This window comes from Brevundimonas sp. AVps7 (genome assembly GCF_058681545.1).
In genome coordinates, this window is the sequence record NZ_CM178742.1 from 742901 (window position 1) to 757004 (window position 14104).

Annotated in this window: 17 protein-coding genes; 9 read left to right on the forward strand and 8 right to left on the reverse strand. The window is 68.7% G+C overall.

Features of this window, described 5'->3' with window-relative positions:
* Window positions 1–13 precede the first annotated feature (13 nt).
* From ACW17Y_RS03710 to ACW17Y_RS03720, 3 genes are all read left to right on the forward strand, one after another.
* A complete protein-coding gene (locus ACW17Y_RS03710; protein WP_492037441.1) occupies window positions 14–955 on the forward strand; it encodes a MotE family protein in 942 nt (313 codons plus the stop codon).
* Window positions 956–1118: 163 nt separating this feature from the next.
* Window positions 1119–1892: an SDR family oxidoreductase gene (locus ACW17Y_RS03715; protein WP_492037442.1), complete on the forward strand. Its 774-nt coding sequence runs from the start codon at window positions 1119–1121 to the stop codon at window positions 1890–1892.
* Window positions 1893–1962: 70 nt separating this feature from the next.
* Window positions 1963–2223: a DUF3297 family protein gene (locus ACW17Y_RS03720; RefSeq protein WP_492037443.1), complete on the forward strand. Its 261-nt coding sequence runs from the start codon at window positions 1963–1965 to the stop codon at window positions 2221–2223.
* Window positions 2224–2557: 334 nt separating this feature from the next.
* Here the strand turns inward: ACW17Y_RS03720 and pgeF are convergent, their stop codons facing one another.
* The 3 genes from pgeF to lgt are packed head-to-tail and all read right to left on the reverse strand — an operon-like array spanning window position 2558 to window position 5276.
* Window positions 2558–3331 carry a peptidoglycan editing factor PgeF gene (pgeF, locus tag ACW17Y_RS03725; protein WP_492037444.1) on the reverse strand — a complete coding sequence of 258 codons (774 nt, stop codon included), beginning with the start codon at window positions 3329–3331 and terminating at the stop codon, window positions 2558–2560.
* Complete coding sequence (locus ACW17Y_RS03730; RefSeq protein ID WP_492038234.1) at window positions 3328–4401, reverse strand: class I SAM-dependent methyltransferase; 1074 nt, start codon at window positions 4399–4401, stop codon at window positions 3328–3330. Before ACW17Y_RS03730 ends, pgeF begins: the two co-directional genes overlap by 4 nt.
* On the reverse strand, window positions 4401–5276 hold the full coding sequence (lgt, locus tag ACW17Y_RS03735; protein ID WP_492037445.1) for a prolipoprotein diacylglyceryl transferase: 876 nt from the start codon (window positions 5274–5276) through the stop codon (window positions 4401–4403). The genes ACW17Y_RS03730 and lgt overlap by 1 nt, the downstream gene beginning before the upstream one ends.
* Window positions 5277–5446: 170 nt before the next feature.
* Here lgt and ACW17Y_RS03740 point away from each other — a divergent pair, with 170 nt between their 5' ends.
* From ACW17Y_RS03740 to ACW17Y_RS03750, 3 genes are all read left to right on the forward strand, one after another.
* Window positions 5447–5734 (forward strand): accessory factor UbiK family protein, encoded by a 288-nt coding sequence (locus ACW17Y_RS03740; RefSeq protein ID WP_492037446.1) that lies wholly within the window; start codon window positions 5447–5449, stop codon window positions 5732–5734.
* 83 nt (window positions 5735–5817) lie between these two features.
* Window positions 5818–6318 (forward strand): type III secretion system chaperone family protein, encoded by a 501-nt coding sequence (locus ACW17Y_RS03745; protein WP_492037447.1) that lies wholly within the window; start codon window positions 5818–5820, stop codon window positions 6316–6318.
* Between the two features lie 8 nt (window positions 6319–6326).
* Window positions 6327–7070, forward strand: a complete 744-nt coding sequence (locus ACW17Y_RS03750) for a pyrroline-5-carboxylate reductase family protein (protein WP_492037448.1) — start codon at window positions 6327–6329, stop codon at window positions 7068–7070.
* Here ACW17Y_RS03750 and ACW17Y_RS03755 read toward each other — a convergent pair.
* The 3 genes from ACW17Y_RS03755 to ACW17Y_RS03765 all read right to left on the reverse strand — a co-directional run bounded on the left by ACW17Y_RS03755 (window position 7047) and on the right by ACW17Y_RS03765 (window position 9712).
* Complete coding sequence (locus tag ACW17Y_RS03755) at window positions 7047–7538, reverse strand: hypothetical protein (RefSeq protein ID WP_492037449.1); 492 nt, start codon at window positions 7536–7538, stop codon at window positions 7047–7049. The two genes, ACW17Y_RS03750 and ACW17Y_RS03755, sit on opposite strands and share 24 nt — an antisense overlap.
* 109 nt (window positions 7539–7647) lie before the next feature.
* On the reverse strand, window positions 7648–8991 hold the full coding sequence (locus ACW17Y_RS03760) for an ATP-binding protein (RefSeq protein ID WP_492037450.1): 1344 nt from the start codon (window positions 8989–8991) through the stop codon (window positions 7648–7650).
* 1 nt (window position 8992) lies between these two features.
* Window positions 8993–9712, reverse strand: a complete 720-nt coding sequence (locus ACW17Y_RS03765; RefSeq protein WP_492037451.1) for a response regulator — start codon at window positions 9710–9712, stop codon at window positions 8993–8995.
* An 82-nt stretch (window positions 9713–9794) separates the two neighbouring features.
* Here ACW17Y_RS03765 and ACW17Y_RS03770 point away from each other — a divergent pair, with 82 nt between their 5' ends.
* Window positions 9795–10673, forward strand: coding sequence for a branched-chain amino acid aminotransferase (locus ACW17Y_RS03770; protein WP_492037452.1), 879 nt, complete (start codon window positions 9795–9797; stop codon window positions 10671–10673).
* Window positions 10674–10676: 3 nt separating this feature from the next.
* Here the strand turns inward: ACW17Y_RS03770 and ACW17Y_RS03775 are convergent, their stop codons facing one another.
* Entirely contained in the window at window positions 10677–11585 is a 909-nt protein-coding gene (locus ACW17Y_RS03775) for a DUF4349 domain-containing protein (RefSeq protein ID WP_492037453.1), read from the reverse strand.
* 134 nt (window positions 11586–11719) lie between these two features.
* Here ACW17Y_RS03775 and ACW17Y_RS03780 point away from each other — a divergent pair, with 134 nt between their 5' ends.
* Window positions 11720–12991, forward strand: a complete 1272-nt coding sequence (locus ACW17Y_RS03780) for a NupC/NupG family nucleoside CNT transporter (protein WP_492037454.1) — start codon at window positions 11720–11722, stop codon at window positions 12989–12991.
* A 16-nt stretch (window positions 12992–13007) separates the two neighbouring features.
* Window positions 13008–13628 carry a glutathione S-transferase family protein gene (locus tag ACW17Y_RS03785; RefSeq protein ID WP_492037455.1) on the forward strand — a complete coding sequence of 207 codons (621 nt, stop codon included), beginning with the start codon at window positions 13008–13010 and terminating at the stop codon, window positions 13626–13628.
* Here the strand turns inward: ACW17Y_RS03785 and ACW17Y_RS03790 are convergent.
* Entirely contained in the window at window positions 13625–14059 is a 435-nt protein-coding gene (locus ACW17Y_RS03790; RefSeq protein ID WP_492037456.1) for a PaaI family thioesterase, read from the reverse strand. The two genes, ACW17Y_RS03785 and ACW17Y_RS03790, sit on opposite strands and share 4 nt — an antisense overlap.
* Between the last annotated feature and the right edge of the window lie 45 nt (window positions 14060–14104).

Below are 14104 nucleotides of genomic sequence, written 5' to 3' on the forward strand. Positions count from 1 at the left end.
ATTTTTTGACCTTATGGCCAAGCTGCCCCGCCTCCTGCCCCTGATCGCCGTCGCCATCGGCGGGGTCGTGGCCGTGCGCGCCGTCGGCGCCGGTCCGGACCTGTTCCAGGGCGCTCGCGCCTGGGCCGAGGAAGCCACCGCCGCCGTCACCGAGACCGTTGCGACCCCGGCCGTCACCCGTCCGACCCCGGCCGTCTGCGCCCTCACCCCGGAGCAGTTGGCCCAGCAGGCCGGCATCTCCCCGGCCGAGCTGCGCATTATCCAGTCGCTGAGCGCCCGTCGCACTGAACTGGACGCCCGCGATGCCGACTTCGCCACCACCCTGCCGCTGATGGTCGCCGCCGAACAGAAGCTGGACGCCAAGATCACCGCCCTCAACGCCATCAAGGCCGAGGTTCAGGCCTTGCTGGGCCAGGTCGACGAGCGCGAGGCCGCCGAGACCGCCCGTCTGGTCGCCGTCTATTCCGCCATGCGCCCGCGCGAGGCCGCCGCGGTCTTCGCCACCCTCGACGACAGCGTCCGCCTGCCCATCGCCGCCGCCATGCGTCCTCGTGGTCTGTCGGCCATTCTGGCCCAGATGCCGGCCCCCGCCGCCCGCGAACTGACCGAAAAACTGGCTCGCCGGTTCCAGGCCCAGCAACTGGCGGCCCGCGCCGCCGCCGCTTCGGCCCCGGTCACCCCGACCCAGACCGCCGCGACGACCCCGGCGCCGACCACGGCCGCGCCGGCCCCGACCCAGACGGCCGCGCCAGCCGCGACGACGCCTCCCGCAGCCCAGCCCGCCGTCAATCGCGCCCCGGCCCGGACCCCCGCGCGCACCCCGGCGCGTCAGACGCCGCGCGCGACGACCCCTGCCGCGACGCCTCCCGCGCCGGCAGGGCCCCAGCCCTACGCCCCGACGCCGGCCGCATCGGGCGGCGCCAACCCGGCCGCGCCGCGCCAGTCGGTGCAGTGATCCCCACCTCCGTGCGCCCCGGCGAAGGCCGGGGCCCAGAACACGGATGCTGACCTCCGGGATGTCGCACCGCCTCGCCTGACCGCTTGAGCGAGTTTTCCATCTGGACCCCGGCCTTCGCCGGGGTGCACGGTGGCGGAAACATCACCCAGGGAGGGGCTCTATGGCGTTCGATTTCACCGGCAAGACCGTGATGGTCTTCGGCGGCACGTCCGGCATCAATCTCGGTATCGCCAGGGTCTTCGCCCGCGCCGGTGCAAAGCTCGGCGTCGCCAGCCGCAGCCAGGACAAGGTCGATGCGGCCGTCGAACAACTCTCCGGACAGAATCCCGCGCTCGGCTACAGCCTCGACGTCCGCGACTTCGACGCGGTGAAGGCCGCGATCGCCGACTTCCGGGACAAGCGCGGCACGATCGACGTGCTGGTCTCGGGCGCCGCCGGCAATTTCCCGGTCCCGGCCGCCGCCCTCAGCTCCAACGGCTTCCGGACGGTCACCGACATCGACACCCTGGGCACCTTCCATGTCCTGCGCGCCGCCCACGAGCACCTGACCAAGCCGGGCGCCAGCATCATCAACATCACCGCGCCCCAGGCCTGGATTCCCATGGCGCTTCAGGTTCACGTCTGCGCCGCCAAGGCCGGCGTCGACATGATCACCAAAACCCTCGCCATCGAATGGGGCGGGGAGGGGGTGCGGGTGAACTCGGTGTCCCCGGGCCCCATCGACGGCACCGAAGGCATGGACCGTCTGGCCCCGACGCCGGAGGCCAAGGCGGCAGCCGCCCGGGCGGTGCCGCTCAACCGGCTTGGCACGGTCGATGACGTCGCCGACGTCTGCCTGTTCCTGGCCTCCGACTACGCCCGCTATGTCTCGGGCGTCGTCCTGCCCGCCGACGGCGGATGGAGCGTCGGGCGCGGCTTCGCCGGCCTCGGCTGATCCTCCGCCGTTGGCAGAAGCCGCGCGGGCGGCTATGCACCGCCCCCAAGAACTTCGCCGAGGCTTCCAGATGTCCGACACGCCCCCCGACCGTCTCTCGGTCAACCCGAACAACAAATACTACGACGCCGACGTGCTTCAGCGCGGCGTGGGCATCAAGTTCAAGGGCGAGGAAAAGACCAACGTCGATGAATACTGCGTCTCCGAGGGCTGGGTCCGCCTCGCCGTCGGCAAGGCCGTGGACCGCAAGGGCAATGCCCTGACCGTCAAGCTGCAGGGCGTGGTGGAGCCGTACTTCCAGAGCGCCGTCGAGGACGACGCGGAGGCTTAATCCCCCGCTTTTCGTCATCCTCCGGCAAGCCGCCGCTTGGCGGCGCAGACCGGGGGACGCAGCGGCGCGCGATAGCGCGAACATGTCGCACATGATTTTGCTGAAGCATTTCGCCTGCGCTTCGCTCCGGCGCCGCTGCGTCCCCCGGTCTCCGCTGCGCTTCGCCGGAGAATGACGAAAGGGCTGTCCATTGGCGCGCGAAACTCTCGGAGCCGTCGGTCCGGGCCTCAAGCGCACTTGCAGTTCCGGAGTGCAATGAAGAGTCGCCGCCAAGCTTCGGCTTTCTATCATTTGCACTCGTTGGACTCGGTGTTGTCCGAGTGCAATTCGGCGCTCAGTCCAGCGTGATCGCCGACATCAGCCGCCCGAAGTCCGGCTCGCCCCGCTGGAACGCCCGCCGGTTCGAGTAGAAGGCGGCCTCGTCGACGCAGGTGTCGTGGCCGGTCCAGACCGTCTGTTCGACCCCCGCCTGTTCCAGCCGCCACAGGACGAAGCCGGGCAGGTCGAACATCCGCTTCTCGGCTGTCGCCCCCTCGATGAAGAAGCGCCCGGCGCCCGGATCGTGGTGCTCGAACCGCTCCTGGAAGTCGGCCCCGACCTCATAGCTCGCTTGGGCGATGCACGGCCCGACCACGGCGACGATCCGGTTCGGTCGCGCGCCCAGCGACTCCATCGCCGTCACGGCGGAGTGCACGACCCCGTTCAACGCCCCCTTCCAGCCCGCATGGACCGCGCCCACGACCCGGGCCTCGGCGTCCGCCAGCAGCACGGGCGCGCAGTCCGCCGTCAGCACCGCCGGGATCACCCCGACGGTCGCCGAGACCACGGCGTCGCCCTCCGGCCGATCCCCGGCCCAGGGTCCCGTCGCCACCCGCGTCAGGCTGGAATGGATCTGGTAGCAGGCCGCCAGATCGTCCGGCCGGCCGCCCAGCGCCGCCGCCACCCGCCGCCGGTTCTCCTCGACCGCCGCCGGATCGTCTGCCGACCCCAGGCCGGTGTTCAGCCCCTCGTACAACCCCGTCGAGACCCCGCCCCGCCGCGTGAAGAAGCCATGGCGAATGCCGGCCCTCTCCAGCAGCGGATGGGTAATCGGCGTCGTCTCGGTCATGGCTCGAACCCCGGAACGGCCAGGCTGCGCGGCGAGAAGATCGCCGCCGCCTTGAACAGCTCGCCCATCTGATCGGGCGCGGTCAGGCGCGCGAGCTGGCGCGCGATGACCGGCGCGGCCTCGGGCCGTCCAGAGGACAGGCGTTCGGCTCGCGCCTCGATCCCCAGCCGGCGCAGGAACTCGCCCTGGCCGACGCAGCCCGTGACGTCGGCGCCGGTCCGAATCGCCGCCTCCTGCACCGCCGGGAAGTCCGCCCACTGGGTCAGGTCCGCCTCGCCCGGCGTGGCCAGAACGTCGACCTTGGCGTGCCGCCGCAAGCCCTGCAGCGTATCGCCCACGCCGGGCCGGTCCCGTCCATAGTCGATCAGCAGGGCGGCCCCCGACGTTTCGTGCAGCAGCGCGCCCAGGTCTCGTCCGAACGCCGCCTGCTGATCCGAGACCTCGACCACCTGGCCCGGCTCGACCTCGAAGGGGGGGCGTTCGAACCCGCCCGTGATCCCGACCAGGCCGAAGGTCAGCCCGCCGTCGTCGGTCACCCCGACCCGACGCTCGGCCCAGCCGCCGTCGGTCCGCACGAACTGGCGCGCCGGCAGACAGTCCAGCACCTCGTTGGCGATCAGGATGACCGGCGCATCGACATCGATCTGGCCCAGCGACCTGACCCAGCGCGGCGACACATCGGCCTGGGCCAGCCGACGCGACTGTGCCTCCCGCAGCGGTCCCGACGGCTCGATCAGGATCAGGTCGCAAGCCTCCAGGAACCCCGGCGCGACCCGGGCGGCCCTGAGCGCGTCGTCCATCAGGGTCCCGTCGCCGGGCCCGACCTCGACCAGCCGGAATCGCTCGGGCGCGCCCAGCCGATGCCATGTCTCGGCCGCCCACAGGCCGATCAGCTCCCCGAACATCTGGCTGACGAGGGGCGCCGTGATGAAGTCGCCCCCTTCGCCGAGCGCAGGCCGGGTCGCGTAATAGCCGTCCTTCGGATCGTGCAGGCAGCGGGTGACGTAGTCGGCCACCGTCATCGGTCCGGTCAGGGCGATCTCCCGCGCCAGTCGAGCCTTCAGCGACATCAAGTTGCGGCGGCGACCGGCGGACGCTTCCACGCGCGGTGGATCAGCCATGCGCCGACCAGGATCATCGGGATCGACAGCATCATCCCCATGGTCAGGCCCAGCGGGAAGTTCTCCATCCCGGCGTCAGGCTGGCGCACCGTCTCCAGAAGCGCCCGCGACAGGCCGTATCCGACCAGGAACAGGCCGGTGACGTAGCCGGGCTTGGCCAGCAGCTTCCATTTCCAGACCGCCAGGCCCAGCACGATGAACAGCAGCAAACCCTCGAGGCCCGCCTCGTAAAGCTGGCTCGGATGACGCGGCTCGTTCCCGGCCGGGCAGAAGCCGTACATCTGCTCGATGCGCGCGTTGCAGAAGCGGATGGCCCAAGGCACGTCCGTGGTTCGGCCCCACAGCTCGCCGTTCACGAAGTTCGCCAGCCGCCCGAAGAACAGGCCGATCGGCGCGGCCGCCAGGGCCATGTCGCCGATGCTCAGCGCATTGGACCTGGTCCGCCAGGCGTAGATCAGGACAGCAAGGGTGCAGCCCAGCATGCCGCCGTGGAACGACATCCCGCCGGTCCACAGCTGGAACAGTTCAAACCTCTCGCCCAGGCTAGACCCCGTGAAAAGCTGTGCGAACATGATCGGCTTGTAGAAGAGAGCATAGCCGAACCGGCCGCCCAGGATGATGCCGAGCGTGATCCACAGGATCAGGTCGTCCAGCTGCGGTCCCGCCAGCGGCGGCTTCCCGGGCGCCCAGACCCGGTCGCTCTTGAGGATCCGCGCCGCATAGATCCAGCCCAGCACGATGCCGGCGACATAGGCCAGGGCGTACCAGCGGATCGGCAACGGTCCGAGATGGATCAGGACCGGGTCGAACTCGGGAAAGGTCAAGCGAGGCTCCTGCGACGGTTCGCTTCGCCTTTAGCAAGCGTCGCGGGCACACGCGAGCGTGACACGTTTCAGCCCCGATTGCGGGCGAGCAGGGGGTGTCTGGAAAGGTTTCGTTCACCATATCAGGCAACCCTCCCTTAACGACGCCCGACACCGGGCCGGAGCCTTCCATGCAGACCCGCAATCCGATTCTCGACGAACTCGCCAAGATGTCGACCAGCGCCATGGGTCTGGCCCAGGCCGCCGGCGAAGAGGCCAAGACCGCCTTCCGCACCCAGACCGATCGCATCGCCGCCGAGATGGATCTGGTCCGCCGCGACGAGTTCGACGCTCTGAAAGCCGAGGTCGCGGCCCTGCGCGCCGAGCTGGCGACGCTGAAAACGGCCCCTGCCAAGGCGAACAAGCCTCAAAAGGGAACGTCCACAGACGGAACTCGTCTGCCGGACGCAGCCGGTTGAGACGAATCCCCGAACACGCCTACCGTCTTTATCAAGGACGGCCCTGAGTCGCCGTTCACCCCCCGAAAGATCGAGTTCACCTGATGGATGCTGCCGGACAAGAGGTCGATGTCCCCTACGATCCGCTGGACGTGGTCGAGCATGTGCTGAACGCCGAAAACCTTCCGTTTGACCGGACGGACGACGGCGATCTGGCGTTCGCACTCGCCGGCGACTGGAAGGACTACGAACTCTGGTTCGCCTGGCGCCCCGAGGGCGACTGCCTGCAACTGTGCTGCGCCCTCGATCTGCGCGCCACCAAGTCGCGCCGCAACGCCGCCTATGAGCTGGTCTCGATGGTCAACCAGCGCACCTGGATGGGTCATTTCGAGGTCTGGTCCGAGGACGGCGAGATCGTCTTCCGCCACTCCCTCGCCCTGCCGCACGGCGAGCGCCCGACCCTGGCCCAGGCCGCCTCGATGATCGACGCCGCCGTCGAGGCCGCCGACCGCTACTACCCGGCCTTCGACTTCATGATCCGCGGCAACAAGAAGCCCCAGGACGCGATCGACAGCTGCCTGTTCGAGACCGTCGGCACGGCCTAGGCCGCGCGATGACGGTCGTTCTCCTCGGCCACGGCCGCCTCGGTTCCGCGATCGCCGAAGGCTGGCGGCTGACCGGGACCGTCTCCGACCCGACCATCCTGACCCGCGCCGTTCCACCGGTCTGCCCGTCGAACACCCGTGCACTGGTGATCGCCGTGAAGCCCGCCGTCTGGCGCGAGGCCGTGGCGCCTTTGCTGGCCACCCTGCCGGTCGACGCTGTCGTCGTCTCAGTCATGGCCGGCGTCCGCGCCGCCGACCTGTCCGCCGCCTTGCCCGGCCGGGCCGTCGCCCGCGTCATGCCGACGACTGCGGTGGCCCAGGCTCAGGGCGTCGCCGCCGTCTGGTCGAAAGATCCCGCCGCGCGAGCCCTCGCCCACACCCTGTTCGACGCCATCGCCGACACGGTCGACCTCGACCAGGAGCCGTTGATCGACGCCGCCACTGCCGTCGCCGGATCAGCGCCAGCCTTTTTCTACGCCCTTGCCCAGTCCCTCGCCGCCGCAGGCGTAGAGGCGGGGCTGACGCCGGGCGCCGCCGAACGCCTGACGCGGGGCGCCCTGCGGTCGGCTGGCTCTGGAGCCGGTACCGACGCGTCACTCGAGGATCTCATCGCCCGCATCGCCTCACCCGGCGGCACCACCCGGGCCGGCCTCGATGCCATCAGGGACGCCGATCTGGAGGCGGCGGGCCGTGCGGCGGTTTGGGCCGCCGTAGGCCGCGCGAAGGCCCTAGCGGGAGACCAGCCGGCCTGACGCCAGGTTGCTGGCCAGACGGGCGTAGGTCTGCTCGGCGTCCTGCCAGGTCGTGTAGCCGTGCACCTCGGCGATCGACGTCGAGTAGTTCGAATAGCGCACCGGCATGCGCTGACCGTCGGCAGTGATAATCTCGCCTTCGACGGTCGCGCCACCGATCGAGATGCTGTCGATGATCGACAGGCCGGGCCGATCCGAGGCCTGTTGCCAGGTCGGGCGGTTGGGCTTCAGGTCGGTCAGAACCAGGTTGATCCGGGCGCCCTCAAGCGCGCCGTCGCGGGCCAGACGGCGTTCGACGACGGTCTGCAGACGCTCCAGCTGGCGATCCACGTCTCGCTGACCCAGGCCCTCAACCTCTTCGGTCAGGTCGCCGCCGACGGTGACCGTGACCTGCGGCGTCTGGGCGAACACGGGCGTCGCGAGGGCCGCGACAAGGGCGAGGGGGGCGAGAAAGGCGAAGCTGCGCATGACGATCTCCGGGAAATCCCTGTCACAGGGAAGATGGGCCGCATGGGCCGCCTCCGCAATCCTCGCAGAGACGCCCACGCAAGGATGACGCCGCCCACCTGATTTCGCCTTACCCCGGCAGGCGGATCAGGGCTCGCAGGCCGCCGAGGTCGCTGCGTGCGAGGGTAATGTCTCCGCCATGCCCGCGCGCCACGTCGCGGGCGATGGCCAGGCCCAGCCCCACCCCCTTGCGGTTCTGGTTGCGGCTCTCGTCCAGTCGGCTGAACGGGCGGAAGGCTTCCTCGTGCATCTCGTCGGGGATGCCCGGCCCGTCGTCCTCTACGGAAATCTCCAGCCCGCCCGATGGCAGGGCCCGCGCCGACAGTCGCACATGCTCGCCGTGCGACGCCGCATTGCCCGCCAGATTGGTCAGGGCCCGCTTGAAGGCCAGCGGACGCAGCGACGCCGTCAGGTCCGCAGGCGCAGCGATCTCGACCTCGGCACCCGCCCGTTTCACGTCCTCGCCCGCCGCCTTCAGCAGGGCGGAGACATCGACCGGCTGCGGCGCCTCGCCGGCCTCGCCCTTTGCGAAGGCGAGGTATTCGTCGATCATATGCTCCATCTCGTCGAGGTCGCCCTTCATGGCGCTCTGACGCTTGAACTGGGGGGCCAAAGCCAGTTCCAGCCGCAGCCGGGTGAGGGGCGTGCGCAAGTCGTGGCTGACCGAGGCGAGCAGCGCCGTCCGCTGTTCGATGTGCCGCTGGATCCGGTCCCGCATGGCCAGGAAGGCCACCGCCGCCTGCCGCACCTCGCGCGCGCCATGCGGCTTGAACGCCTGCGAGGTCTCGCCCCGACCGAAGGCTTCCGCCGCCTCGGCCAGCCGCTCGATGGCGCGGACCTGGTTGCGGATGAACAGGATGGCCACGCTCATCAGCAGCACGGTCGCCAGCATCAGCCACAGGACGAAGATATGCGCCTGGGTCGCCACGGCCCGCTCACGCGGCGCGATGATCCGCAAAACGCCGTCGCGCTGCTGCACCTGGATGTCGACATAGGCGGGATAGCGGGTCGTATCGAACCAGAAGGCCTGATCCAGCCGCGCCGCCAGCGCCGCCTCAAGCGTCCGGTCGACCACCCCGATCGGCCCGCGCCGCTGTTCCGCCGGCAGGGTCGCTCCGGGCCGAAGCGCGATCGACAGCTGCATAGACCGTTCACCCCGGTCGGCGATGACCGCCAGGTTCGCCTCGGTCGGCTCGTCGCGATAGCTCTCGGCCGCCCAGGCCACGTCGCCGGCCAGCCCTTCGGACAGGCGCGCCGTCACGGTCTGCCAGTGCATGTCGAAGAAGGCCCATGTCACCGCCCCCTGCATGATCAGGATCGGCAGGACGATGATCAGCAGCGACCGCCCCCACAACGATGTCGGCAGCTGCCGCTTCAGAAACCGCGCCAGGACGGGGAAGGGCAGCAGCCTCATGTCAGTCGGGCGCCAGCATATAGCCCACGCCGCGCACGGTCTGGAGGTAGCGCGGGTTCTTCGGATCGGCTTCCAGCTTCCTGCGCAGACGGGTCACCTGCACGTCGACCGCACGACCGGTGATGTCGGCCGTGTCCGGCGACAGGTCCATCCGTTCGACGGGCGCGTGGGCATGCAGGGCCAGGGTCTTCAGCAACTGGGCCTCTGCTTCAGTCAGCCGCATCGGCGCGCCGTCGCGGGTCAGTTCCAGTCGCTCGAGGTCGAACGTCGCCGTGCCCAGCTTGATCTCGCGCGGCATGATCGGCTTCACGCCCGTCCGCCTCAGGATCGCGTCGATCCGCAGCGACAGCTCCTTGGGATCGAAGGGCTTGGACATATAGTCGTCGGCCCCGCGCGACAGGCCGTCGATGCGGTCCGACGCCTCGCCCCTCGCGGTCAGCAGCAGGACGGGCGTCTTCGACAGCTGGGCCTTGGACCGCACCCAGGTCGTAAGCTCCAGCCCGCTCTCGCCCGGCATCATGACGTCCAGAACGACCAGGTCGAACTCGATCAGTTCCATCAGGCGACGCGCCGCGGCCGCATGCGCGGCCCCGGTCACGCGATAGCCCTCGCGCGCCAGATACTCCTTCAGGAGCTCGCGAATCCGGTCGTCGTCATCGACGATCAGCAGGTGACGACCGACCCCTGCGCCTGCCACAGGCCCTGAGCGACTGCCGCTCATGCGAACATTCCCGCGCGCATGGCGTTGACCTTGAGCGCTTCGGGCGTTCTAACCGGCAAATCTGCGCAGGAGACGTTGTTCAATGGCCTTGGTTCCTTTCGACGATCGTGACGGCTGGCTCTGGGTGAATGGCGATTTCGTGCCCTGGCGGGAAGCGAAAACGCATATTTTGACCCATGCCCTCCACTACGGCTCGTCGGTATTCGAGGGTGAGCGTATGTATGGCGGGGAAATCTTCAAGCTGACAGAGCATTCCGAGCGCCTGCACCGGTCTGCGAACCTGCTGGATTTCGAACTGCCGTACTCCGTCGCCGAAATCGATCAGGCCTGCAAGGACACCTGCATCAAGATGGGGATGGAGGACGCCTACATCCGTCCGGTCGCCTTCCTCGGCCCGGAACAGGTCAGCGTCTCGGCCCTGAACAACAAGGCCCACGTCGCCATCGCCGTGTGGGACTGGCCCAGCTACTTCGACCCCGAGGTCAAGAAGAAGGGCATCAGGCTCGAGTGGGCCAAATGGCGCCGCCCCGACCCGCTGACCGCCCCGACGACGGCCAAGGCCGCCGGCCTCTACATGATCTGCACCATGTCCAAGAACGCGGCCGAGAAGCGCGGCTTCGCCGACGCCATGATGCTGGACTGGCGCGGCTATGTCGCCGAGGCGACCGGCGCCAACGTCTTCTTCGTCCAGGACGGCGTGATTCATACGCCTGACGTGACCCACATCCTGAACGGCATCACGCGCCAGACGGTCATCGACATCGCCCGCGCCAAGGGCATCGAGGTTGTCGTCCGCCACATCCGTCCGGAAGAGCTGTCGACTTTCAGCGAATGCTTCCTGACCGGTTCGGCCGCCGAAGTGACCCCGGTCCAGTCGATCGGCGAATACACGTTCACGCCCGGCGACCTGTCGCTGACCCTGATGGACGACTACGGCAAGCTGGTTCGCCGCATCGCCTGACACCTACGCGGGCGGCGCCAGTTTCGACTTCGCCGCCCGCCGTCGCCTCAGGATGAACAAGCCGATCGGCGCCACGATCAGGCCGATCGGGATGAGCACGGCCAGGATGGTGATCGGCACGCCGACCGTCGCCATCATGGCCGCGAACGCCCCCTGCACAGCCTCGACGACCGGCCGGAAGGCGCTGTCCGGCGCCAGCTGACCCGCCGACCGGTATTCGATCGACAGGCGCGACGTCGCCACGCGCGTCCGCATCTCCGCCAGCATCGACTGCTGGGCGTCGATCTCCCCCTGCACCCGCGCCAGTTCGGTCTCGACCTTCAGCAGATCCTCCAGCGAACCGCTGCGGCTCGCCAGCAGGCCCTGAAGCCGGTCGCGAAGCGTTGTCTGCGCCCTCAGTCGCGCCTCGGTGTCGATCAGGGACCGGGTCAGGTCCTCGCTCTCGGTCGAATTCTGCGCCACCCGGCCTCCAGCCTCGCGCGCATCATTTGCCAGTCCATCCCGGAACCGGGCGATGAAGGCCGGGGTCGCTCGAATCTCCAGGCGGGCCGTCAGGTCGTCCCGGCCGATCCGCGTCGTGTCCGATCCGATCACCTGGCAGACCGCCGCCCCGGCGGAGGCGCATGCCTGCTCGTGTCGCGCCATCAGACCCGGGGCCCGATCAACCGGAACCTCGAGCCCGTAGTGATAGACATAGGCGATGCGCGGCGCGGTCACGGCGACAGGCGTCTGATCAGATGCGTCCGGTCCGGGCGACGCCTGCTCGACCGGCGCCTCTCCCGGCCTGGCCGGGGCGATCATTTCCACCGCCACCGCGTCATCGCTATCGTTCTCGCCGCCTTCCTGGCTGGCCTGCCCACACCCCGCGACCGCCAGCCCTGCCGCTATCGCCGCCACTCCGATCCTGCGCATCGTCGTCTCCCTCAAGGTCCCGATCACGGTTCCGTGATGACGCGCGCCCATCAAGGCCAAGTCATGGCGAGCGCTGCCGCTTGCGCGGACTCCTGCCCCCGTGCAGGAAAGGCTTTCGGGGAGATCGCACCAACATGTTCAGCCTGCTGAACCTTCAGAGCCTTCTGGGGCTCGTCGTCATCGTCGGCGCCTGCTGGGGCCTGTCCGAGAACAAGCGAGCCTTTCCCTGGCGGCTGACGCTGGGCGCCATCGGCGTGCAGGCGTTACTGGTGCTGGCGTTGTTCGCCATCCCGGGCTCTCAGGTCGTGCTGGCCGCGATCACCGGCGCCGTCGACGGTCTGTCGCGCGCGACGACCGAAGGAGCCAAGTTCGTGTTCGGCTACCTCGCTGGCGGCGACCAGCCCTACTCGGTGACCAACCCGGGCGGCCTGTTCACCTTCGCCTTCAACGTCCTGCCGATGATCCTTGTGATCTCGGCCCTGTCGGCGCTTCTTTGGCACTGGAAGATCCTGAAGTGGCTGACCCACGGCTTCGGCATCCTGTTCCAGAAGACCATGGGTCTGGGCGGCGCCTCGGCGCTCGCGGTCGCCGCGAACATCTTCCTCGGCATGATCGAGAGCCCGATCGTCATCCGCGCCTACCTCGACAAGCTGACCCGGTCCGAGATCTTCCTCATGATGGTCGTGGGCCTGGCCACCGTCGCCGGCTCGACCATGGTCGCCTACGCCACCATCCTGTCGGCGACCCTGCCCAACGCCGCCGGCCACGTCCTGGTCGCGTCCATCGTCTCGGCCCCGGCCGGGGTGCTGCTGGCCCGGATCATCATCCCCGAGAAGCCGGGTGAGGGCGGTCAGGTCGCGGACTACGGTTCGGCCCTGAAATACGACTCGGCCATCGACGCCATCGTGAAGGGCACGGCCGATGGCCTGATGGTGGTGCTGAACATCTCCGCCGTCCTGATCGTCTTCGTGGCCCTTGTGGCGCTGGTGAACATCATGCTGGGCGGCTTCTGGATGTTTGGCGACCACATCACAGTCGAGCGCCTGCTGGGCTGGATCTTCATGCCCCTGGCCTGGCTGATCGGCGTCGACTGGTCCGAGGCGGGCAAGGCCGGCTGGCTGCTGGGCGTCAAACTGACCCTGACCGAGTTCGTGGCCTTCATCCGTCTGGGCGAGGTCCCGGCCGGCGAGATGAGCGAGCGCACCCGGATGCTGCTGACCTATGCGCTGTGCGGCTTCGCCAACATCGGCTCGGTCGGGATCACGGTCACAGGGCTGTCGGTCCTGATCCCCGAGCGCCGCGAAGAGGTTCTGGGTCTGGTGTGGAAGGCCCTGTTCGCAGGTTTCCTGGCGACCTTGATGGCGGCCGCGGTTGTGGGCGCGATGCCGGCCTCCATATTCCGCTGAACCGGAGACGCCAGCGATGAAACTCTACGACAGCCACCGCGCCCCCAATCCACGCCGCGTCCGCTGGGTGATGGCCGAGAAGGGCATCGAGGACGTCGAGATCGTGCCCATCGACATCATGTCGGGCGAGCACAAGACGCCGGAATACCGCGCCAGGGTCGGGGTTCCCCACGTCCCGGCGCTGGAACTGGACGACGGTACCACCATCTCCGAATCGGTCGCCATCGGCCGTTATCTGGAGTCCATGTACCCGGAGCCGAACCTGTTCGGCGTCGATGCGCGCGAACAGGCCATCGTCGAGATGTGGACCCGCCGCTGCGAGTTCTATCTCGCCAACCCCATCATGCTGAACGTCCGCCTGACCCACCCGGCATTGGCCGCTCTGGAGTCCGCGCAGCAGCCCCAGGTCGCCGACTACAACAGGGTCGCCGCCGAACGCTACATGCGCACCCTGGACCGGCGCCTGGCCGACCATGAGTTCATCGCCGTGGACCGGTTCACCATCGCCGATATCGTCGCCGCCGTCGGGCTGGACTTCGCGCGTCTGGTCAAATACCGCCCGCCCGAGGAGTTCACCCACCTGGCTCGCTGGCTCGACGCCTGTCGCGCGCGTCCGGCGGCCAAGGCCGGGGTCTAGGTTCGGGGCGTGAACTTCCGGATGATGCCGGAATAGGTCATCAGGGTGCGTTCGCCGGTGCTGATCTGTCCGCGCACGAAGATCAGCGACCCGCCCGCGCGCACCACCTCGCCCGTCGCCTCGACCAGTTCGCCGACATAGGCGCCGTCGATGAGGGTGGAATCCAGCTGCACGGTCACGCCGTTCTTGCCCTCCATCTCCTGATAGGCGGTCTGGAACAGGGCGATATCGGCGAAGGTCATGAGGCAGCCGCCGTGCATCCGGTGTCCCGCATTCATATGCCTGGGCTCGGCGCGGAAGGCGCAGCGCATCCGGCCGTCGGGGTCCGGCTTGAAATAGAACGGGCCGACCGTCTGGTCGAAAGTACCGTGCAGGTCGTAAGTCTGCCACCCGGCGAACTCGCCCTCTGCTATCGTGATCTTGGCCACCATCGCCAACTCGCCTTCTTTTCGTTCTCGCAGTGCAGCATATAGGCC

What these genes read in the sequence shown, in the direction of transcription:
- ACW17Y_RS03745 (WP_492037447.1), top strand. Translation starts at nt 5,818, where the DNA reads ATGGATGCTGCCGGACAAGAGGTCGATGTCCCCTACGATCCGCTGGAC.
- ACW17Y_RS03785 (WP_492037455.1), top strand. Translation starts at nt 13,008, where the DNA reads ATGAAACTCTACGACAGCCACCGCGCCCCCAATCCACGCCGCGTCCGC.
- ACW17Y_RS03780 (WP_492037454.1), top strand. Translation starts at nt 11,720, where the DNA reads ATGTTCAGCCTGCTGAACCTTCAGAGCCTTCTGGGGCTCGTCGTCATC.
- ACW17Y_RS03755 (WP_492037449.1), bottom strand. Translation starts at nt 7,538, where the DNA reads ATGCGCAGCTTCGCCTTTCTCGCCCCCCTCGCCCTTGTCGCGGCCCTC.
- ACW17Y_RS03740 (WP_492037446.1), top strand. Translation starts at nt 5,447, where the DNA reads ATGCAGACCCGCAATCCGATTCTCGACGAACTCGCCAAGATGTCGACC.
- ACW17Y_RS03715 (WP_492037442.1), top strand. Translation starts at nt 1,119, where the DNA reads ATGGCGTTCGATTTCACCGGCAAGACCGTGATGGTCTTCGGCGGCACG.
- ACW17Y_RS03760 (WP_492037450.1), bottom strand. Translation starts at nt 8,991, where the DNA reads ATGAGGCTGCTGCCCTTCCCCGTCCTGGCGCGGTTTCTGAAGCGGCAG.
- ACW17Y_RS03790 (WP_492037456.1), bottom strand. Translation starts at nt 14,059, where the DNA reads ATGGTGGCCAAGATCACGATAGCAGAGGGCGAGTTCGCCGGGTGGCAG.
- ACW17Y_RS03765 (WP_492037451.1), bottom strand. Translation starts at nt 9,712, where the DNA reads ATGAGCGGCAGTCGCTCAGGGCCTGTGGCAGGCGCAGGGGTCGGTCGT.
- pgeF (WP_492037444.1), bottom strand. Translation starts at nt 3,331, where the DNA reads ATGACCGAGACGACGCCGATTACCCATCCGCTGCTGGAGAGGGCCGGC.
- ACW17Y_RS03750 (WP_492037448.1), top strand. Translation starts at nt 6,327, where the DNA reads ATGACGGTCGTTCTCCTCGGCCACGGCCGCCTCGGTTCCGCGATCGCC.
- ACW17Y_RS03770 (WP_492037452.1), top strand. Translation starts at nt 9,795, where the DNA reads ATGGCCTTGGTTCCTTTCGACGATCGTGACGGCTGGCTCTGGGTGAAT.
- ACW17Y_RS03730 (WP_492038234.1), bottom strand. Translation starts at nt 4,401, where the DNA reads ATGTCGCTGAAGGCTCGACTGGCGCGGGAGATCGCCCTGACCGGACCG.
- ACW17Y_RS03710 (WP_492037441.1), top strand. Translation starts at nt 14, where the DNA reads ATGGCCAAGCTGCCCCGCCTCCTGCCCCTGATCGCCGTCGCCATCGGC.
- ACW17Y_RS03720 (WP_492037443.1), top strand. Translation starts at nt 1,963, where the DNA reads ATGTCCGACACGCCCCCCGACCGTCTCTCGGTCAACCCGAACAACAAA.
- ACW17Y_RS03775 (WP_492037453.1), bottom strand. Translation starts at nt 11,585, where the DNA reads ATGCGCAGGATCGGAGTGGCGGCGATAGCGGCAGGGCTGGCGGTCGCG.